Raw genomic sequence first — 6,511 nt, forward strand, 5'->3', positions numbered from 1 at the left:
ACGTTAATTTTCGTGGGGCTCAACTTTCCCGGGTCTCACTCTCGGCGGGCTCCATGTAACGGGACAGATAAAGCGCCTGGCCGAACACGAAGGCCAGGGTCATTCCCATCAGTCCGAACAGCTTGAAGTCCACCCAGGCCCCTTCGCTGAAATTATAGGCCACATAAATATTGGCCAGGCCGGCGATGAGAAAGAACGTGACCCAGCCCAGATTCACCCGCCGCCAGATTACCGTGCGCACCGTGACCGCGTGTTCCATCATACGTTCGACCAAGGTCTTGTTGCCGACGAACTGGCTGACCAAGAACGCCGCGGCGAACAGCCAGTTGAGAATGGTAGGCTTCCATTTTATGAACAGCGGATCGTGCAGCGCCAGGGTCGCGCCGCCGAATACGGTGATTAGCGCCAGCGAGATCAGGTGCGACTTCTCGAAGCGGCGAAAACGCGCGTAATAAAAGGATACCTGCAGCAGCGACGCCATAATGGCGACCGCCGTGGCGAGATAGATCGCGTGCTGCGCCTTGCCGGGTATCAGCGCGAGCAGCGGCAGAGCGTCGAACGCGTTTACGACGCCTGACGGTATGGCACCATAAAACTTGTAGACGATAAAAAACAGCAGAACAGGAAAAAAATCGTACAGAAACTTCATTGAGAGTGGCGTTGACCCGTGCTGACTTGGGCTTATGGTAGCGCATGCATGGCGCGCTGAACACGCTTTGGCCATGCGCGGCCGCCATTGGTTCACCACGCAAGGCAGGGTAGAATCGACGCCAAGTTCCCATGGCCCGAAAAGAGGCGCTGCCGTGAGCCAGTTTTTCGCGATACATCCTGATAATCCTCAAGCTCGGCTGGTGCAAATGTCCGTTGAGATACTCAATGATGGCGGACTGATCGTGTACCCCACGGACTCGTGCTACGCGCTTGGCTGCCTGATCGGCAACAAGTCCGCCATGGAGCGCATGCGCCGCATCAGAGACGTGGACGAAAAGCATCATTTCACCCTGGTGTGCCGCGATCTGTCCGAGATCGCGACCTACGCCAAGGTGGACAACACCGCGTACCGACTGCTCAAGGCGCGCACGCCGGGGCCTTATACATTCTTGCTCAAGGCCACCCACGAGGTGCCGCGCCGGCTGCAAACCACCAAGCGCAACACCATCGGCATCCGCGTGCCGGATCATACCGTGACGCATGCGCTGCTGATGCAGCTCGACCAGCCGCTGATGAGCAGCACCCTGCTGATGCCGGGCTCCGACCTGCCGATGACTGAACCCGAGGAGATGCGCGAGCAGCTGGAGCATCAGGTGGATCTCATAATCGACGGCGGTTACTGTGGGATTGAACCGACCACCGTTATCGACCTGATCGACGGCACGCCGACGATCATCCGCCAGGGCCGGGGCGCGGTCGATGACCTGGCGGGCTATTGATTTGATGATCTATACCCGTCAACGCTACGTGATGCGCGCGTACCCGAACCGCTTTAAATAATAATCAAATCAGGGCCTTCCTTGAGTTCCTTGTTGAATCAAAACCGGCGCGTGCTGTCCGGCATGCGACCCACGGGGCGTCTGCACCTGGGTCATTATCACGGTGTGCTTAAAAACTGGATAGCGCTACAGCGCACGCACGATTGCTTTTTCTTCGTCGCCGACTGGCACGCGCTGACCACGCACTACGAAGACCCGCGGGTGATCGGCAGCAGCGTTTGGGAGATGGTCATCGACTGGCTGGCGGCCGGGCTGGACCCGCGGGCCGCGACCGTGTTCATTCAGTCGCACGTGTCCGAACATGCCGAGCTGCATGTGCTGCTGTCGATGCTGACCCCGCTTTCATGGCTGGAGCGCGTGCCCAGCTTCAAGGATCAGCAGGCGCAGCTCAGGGAACGGGCCCTCGCGACCTATGGATTTCTGGGTTACCCGCTGCTGCAAAGCGCCGATATTCTTGTCTACAGGGCCGGGCACGTGCCGGTGGGCGAGGATCAGGTGCCGCACGTGGAGTTCACCCGCGAGATCGCGCGGCGCTTCAATTTTTTGTACGGGCGCGAGCCCGATTTCGCCGCGAAGGCCGAAGCCGCGGCCCACAAGCTCGGCAAGAAATCAGCCAGGCAATTTCATGCCTTTTGCCGGGCGCATCAGGAGCAGGGCGAGCCGCAGGCGCTCGAGCGTGCGCGCGCGCTGCTGGAGGAGAGCGTCAATCTATCGGCCGCGGATCGCGAACGCCTGCTGGGGTTCATTGAAGGTACCGGCAAGATAATACTGCCCGAACCGCAGCCGCTATTGACCAAAGACTCGAAGATGCCAGGCCTGGATGGCCGCAAGATGTCCAAATCCTACGGCAACACCATCGAGCTGCGCGAACCGCCGGAAGACGTTGAACGGAAGCTGCGCACCATGCCTACCGATCCGGCACGCGTGCGTCGTACCGATCCCGGCGAACCGGAGAAGTGCCCGGTGTGGCCGCTGCATCAACAATATTCCAGCGACGAGATACAGGCGTGGGTGCAGCACGGCTGCCGCACCGCCGGCATTGGCTGCCTGGATTGCAAGCAGCCGGTGATCGACGCGATCAAGGCGGAGCTCGCGCCGATCCAGGAACGCGCAAGGGAATACGAGCGCGATGTGGATTCGGTGCGTGAGATCGTGGCCCATGGCTGCGAGACCGCGCGCGGCATCGCGGCTAAGACGCTAACGGAGGTGCGGCGGGTGATGGGGTTGGGATATCAATAAATTCGGTATCTATGAAAGCTATACTGGGTCGGTTCAATCGCTGGCGCATAAAAAGGGTTCGGCGCTCGGCGAGACAGCCCTGAATGTCGCATGGGGACCTTGTTGCATTTGCGGTTTAGAAATTATGGAAACTTATATTGATCCATGCTCGCTCACTGTCGAAACGTCGCAGCAAAAATGGCAGGTTTGGTATTGTCACGCTGAGTGTTTTAAGACTTGTCTCAACAACAATGCCCCTATTGATATTTCCCCGGCGCATTCCTGAGAAAAAGAGAGCATGCATCTCAAGCTTGTGAAGTCTCCGGGTCCGTCGCCACTAGCGGTGGTGCGCGGCGAGCCGCTCACCGAATTGCCGGTCGATCTATATATTCCTCCGGATGCGCTGCGGGTTTTCCTCGAAGCCTTCGAAGGGCCGCTGGATCTGCTGATCTATCTGATCAAGCGCCATAATCTCGACATTCTCGACATCCCCATCTTCGACATTACCCGCCAGTACATGGAATACGTCGAGATAATGAAGGACTTGCAACTGGATCTCGCGGCCGAATATTTGCTCATGGCGGCTATGCTGGCCGAAATCAAGTCGCGCATGCTGCTGCCGCGGCCGGTGGAGATCGACGATGAGGCCGATCCGCGCGCCGAACTGGTGCGCCGCCTGCAGGAATACGAGCGCTTTCGCCAGGCGGCCGAGGATATCGACGCATTGCCCCGGCTGGAGCGCGATATCTTTAACGTCGCGGCGCTGCCGCCCGAGGTCAGCGCGCCGCGGCCGCTGCCCGAAGTCAGCCTCAAGGACATGCTGGCCGCCTTCAAAGGAGTCCTGCAGCGTGCGGAGATGTTCTCCCATCACCACATCCGGCGCGAATCGCTGTCGGTGCGCGAACGCATGTCCAGCGTGCTGAGCCGGCTGAAGGACGAGCAATTCACGGCTTTTACCGCCTGTTTCACGCCGCAGGAAGGCCGCGCCGGCGTCAACGTGACCTTGCTGGCGGTGCTGGAGCTGATCCGCGAGCGCTTGATCGATCTCGTTCAAGCCGAACCGTTCGCGCCGATTTATCTGCGACCCGCCGCGTGCGACTCCGGATCGGCAGCAACGGGCGTCGAGTAATGGAACTGCGTAAACTCAAAAGTATAATCGAGGCCGCGCTGCTGGCGGCCGATCGCCCGCTAAGCGTCGAGCAGCTCGCGCAACTGGTGGCCGACGACCAGGGTCAATACAGTCGCGACGCGATTCGCGAGGCGCTGGGCATGCTGGAGGCGGATTGCGACGAGCGCGGCGTGGAACTCAAAAGAGTGGCCAGCGGTTACCGCTATCAGGTGCGTCAGGCAATGAGTTCCTGGATTTCGCGATTATGGGAAGAAAAGCCGCCGCGCTACTCGCGCGCGCTGCTGGAGACGCTCGCGCTGATCGCGTATCGCCAGCCCATCACGCGCGGCGATATCGAGGCCATACGCGGGGTGGCCGTCAGCACCGGCATCGTGAACACCTTGCAGGAGCGGGAGTGGATAAGAGTGGTGGGGCATCGCGACGTGCCCGGCCGGCCGGCGATGTACGGCACTACCCACCAGTTTCTGGATTATTTCAATCTCGGTTCGCTGGACGCACTGCCGGCGCTCGCTGAACTGGTGGGTCTGGACAAGGCGCAGCCGCAGCTTGATCTGGTTGACTCGGATATTCCGCCCGAGGCTGGATCGCAGGCGGAGTCATGCAAGCCCGCGCAGCGCACACAAATCGGTCAAGGGGAGTAAGCGCCACAACGCTGGAACGAAGGCGTGTTATCTCCCGGGAGGGTGCTCTTTTTCCGACTTCGGTTTGTTGGTTTTCCTGCCGCTGAAGGATTCGCGCGCATCCATGTACTTCTGTTTGAACGTGTGCAGCAGCGAACGCGCCCAGGCGAATTCGATCGACAGAATGCCTAAGCCCACTGCGATTCCGAGCAGCCCGGGGCCGGGCGTGACCAGCATGATGATACCCGCCAGCAGCACCACACCGCCTACGAGCAGCACCGCAATACGCCTCACCTGGCGCAGCCCGGTGACGAACAGTCCGTCGCCCGGTGCTGCCTGTGCCTGGTGCGCCGCCGCCTGTGGCTTGAGCGCCGGCTGCGCTACGGCGGCGCGTGGGTGGTCTGTATCCTGTGGTTTGTACATTGGGCTTCCCATTGAGTAATCCGTAATCACTGTGTCCCGAAATTTCCGATCCTGGATGTTCCAGACCGGGTGGTTGATGCTCGGCTATTAAAACAGGTTCTACCTGGGCGATACAGCGCGTATCGATATCCGTGCCACCGCTGTCCGCTCCCGATCCGGTATTGTTAACAAATTCACCGGTATTGTTAACAGATTCAAATGAAAGAACGCTTACAAAAACTGCTGGCGCGCGAGGGCCTGGGTTCACGCCGCGAAATCGAGGGCTGGATCACGGCAGGACAGGTCAAAGTCAACGGCCACGTCGCGCAGCTAGGTGATCGGGCGGGAGACGGTGACCGGGTGCGCGTGCGTGGCAAACCCGTGCGCCTGTCCAGGCACGTGCGCCCGCGGGTGATCGCATATCACAAGCCGCAGGGCGAGTTGACCACGCGCAAAGATCCGGCAGGGCGCCCGACGGTATTCGCGCGGCTGCCGTACCTGCACGCGGGTCGCTGGATCGCGGTGGGCCGTCTGGACGCGAGCACCTCGGGTCTGCTGTTGTTCACCACCGATGGCGCGTTGGCGAACCGGCTCATGCACCCGTCGTGCGGCGTCGAGCGCGAATATGCCGCGCGCGTGCGCGGCGAGATCAGCACGAAGGTGCTCGGGCGACTGCAGCAGGGGGTGATACTGGACGATGGTCCCGCGCGCTTCGAGACCGTTTTGGAGGCCGGCGGCGGTGGCGCCAACCGCTGGTACCACGTGATGCTGCGCGAAGGACGCAACCGCGAAGTCAGGCGGCTGTGGGACAGTCAGAACGTGACGGTCAGCCGGCTCATTCGCATTCGCTATGGTTCGCTGACCCTGGGCCGGTGGTTGCGGCCCGGACGCTGGCGCGAACTGGCGGCGGACGAGCTGCGGACGTTGTACGGGCAGGCCGGTCTGGACGCGCACGAATCCGCGCCCGTCCCGCGGGCCGCGAGGGATCCGACTCCGGCGCACAGCAGGCGCCGGCCGCAGTGACCCGAAGAGTCACGCGCCGATCGATCGCGGCAGTGACCGTTATCGCGCCCACCTGAAGTTCTGTCCGGTAATGTCCTTGCTGTCCGGGCCCATGAAATACAGGTAAGGCGCGATTACGTCCTCTGGCATGGGCAGCTTGGTCGCGTCTTCGCCTGGGTAGTTCTGCGCACGCAGGTGGGTCTGTACGGGCCCCGGGTCGATCCCATTGACCCGCACCGGGCGATCGGTGTCCAGTTCGTCCGCCAGGATATTCAAAAGCGCCTCCTGACCGTGCTTCGCGACGGCGTAAGCGCCCCAGTTCGCGCGCGTGCAGTGATCGGTCGAAAATACGATCGCGGAATCCGCGCCCTGTTCCAGAAGCGGTATGCACACCTGGCAGATGAGAAACGGCGCGTTGAGATTGACATTGATGATCTGGGCCCACAGTCCGATGTCGTAGTGCTGAATGGGGGTCAGGCCGCCGACCTGCGCGGCGTTGTTGAGGAGGCCGTCGAGCCGGCCGAATTCGTTCTTGATGTTGTCGCCCAGATCGTCGTAGTCCTTGGCCGTCGCCGTCTCCAGGTTCAGCGGGAAAATCGCCGGCTGCGGGTAGCCGGCGGATTCGATTTCGTCATAGACCTGTTCCAGCT

8 protein-coding genes are annotated in these 6,511 nt (G+C 61.2%); 5 read left to right on the forward strand and 3 right to left on the reverse strand.

The window, feature by feature from the left end; all coding sequences use genetic code 11:
• Positions 1-19: 19 nt before the first annotated feature.
• Positions 20-649: a septation protein A gene (locus tag H0V34_02360; GenBank protein ID MBA2490578.1), complete on the reverse strand. Its 630-nt coding sequence runs from the start codon at positions 647-649 to the stop codon at positions 20-22.
• 154 nt (positions 650-803) lie between these two features.
• On the opposite strand from H0V34_02360, the gene H0V34_02365 reads away from it, so the two are divergent.
• The 4 genes from H0V34_02365 to scpB all read left to right on the forward strand — a co-directional run bounded on the left by H0V34_02365 (position 804) and on the right by scpB (position 4,478).
• Positions 804-1,430 (forward strand): threonylcarbamoyl-AMP synthase, encoded by a 627-nt coding sequence (locus tag H0V34_02365; protein ID MBA2490579.1) that lies wholly within the window; start codon positions 804-806, stop codon positions 1,428-1,430.
• 81 nt (positions 1,431-1,511) lie between these two features.
• Complete coding sequence (locus tag H0V34_02370) at positions 1,512-2,729, forward strand: tryptophan--tRNA ligase (GenBank protein ID MBA2490580.1); 1,218 nt, start codon at positions 1,512-1,514, stop codon at positions 2,727-2,729.
• A 277-nt stretch (positions 2,730-3,006) separates the two neighbouring features.
• Positions 3,007-3,837 carry a segregation/condensation protein A gene (locus H0V34_02375; protein ID MBA2490581.1) on the forward strand — a complete coding sequence of 277 codons (831 nt, stop codon included), beginning with the start codon at positions 3,007-3,009 and terminating at the stop codon, positions 3,835-3,837.
• Positions 3,837-4,478, forward strand: coding sequence for an SMC-Scp complex subunit ScpB (gene scpB / locus H0V34_02380; protein MBA2490582.1), 642 nt, complete (start codon positions 3,837-3,839; stop codon positions 4,476-4,478). The genes H0V34_02375 and scpB overlap by 1 nt, the downstream gene beginning before the upstream one ends.
• A gap of 27 nt (positions 4,479-4,505) precedes the next feature.
• On the opposite strand, the gene H0V34_02385 is transcribed toward scpB, so the two are convergent.
• Positions 4,506-4,880: a PGPGW domain-containing protein gene (locus H0V34_02385; GenBank protein MBA2490583.1), complete on the reverse strand. Its 375-nt coding sequence runs from the start codon at positions 4,878-4,880 to the stop codon at positions 4,506-4,508.
• Between the two features lie 198 nt (positions 4,881-5,078).
• Here H0V34_02385 and H0V34_02390 point away from each other — a divergent pair, with 198 nt between their 5' ends.
• Positions 5,079-5,882, forward strand: coding sequence for a pseudouridine synthase (locus H0V34_02390; GenBank protein ID MBA2490584.1), 804 nt, complete (start codon positions 5,079-5,081; stop codon positions 5,880-5,882).
• Between the two features lie 39 nt (positions 5,883-5,921).
• Here H0V34_02390 and H0V34_02395 read toward each other — a convergent pair.
• Positions 5,922-6,511: SDR family oxidoreductase (locus H0V34_02395; protein ID MBA2490585.1), on the reverse strand; the 590-nt coding region annotated here is incomplete at its 5' end.

It is taken from the genome of Gammaproteobacteria bacterium (assembly GCA_013696315.1).
GTDB lineage: Bacteria > Pseudomonadota > Gammaproteobacteria > JACCYU01 > JACCYU01 > JACCYU01.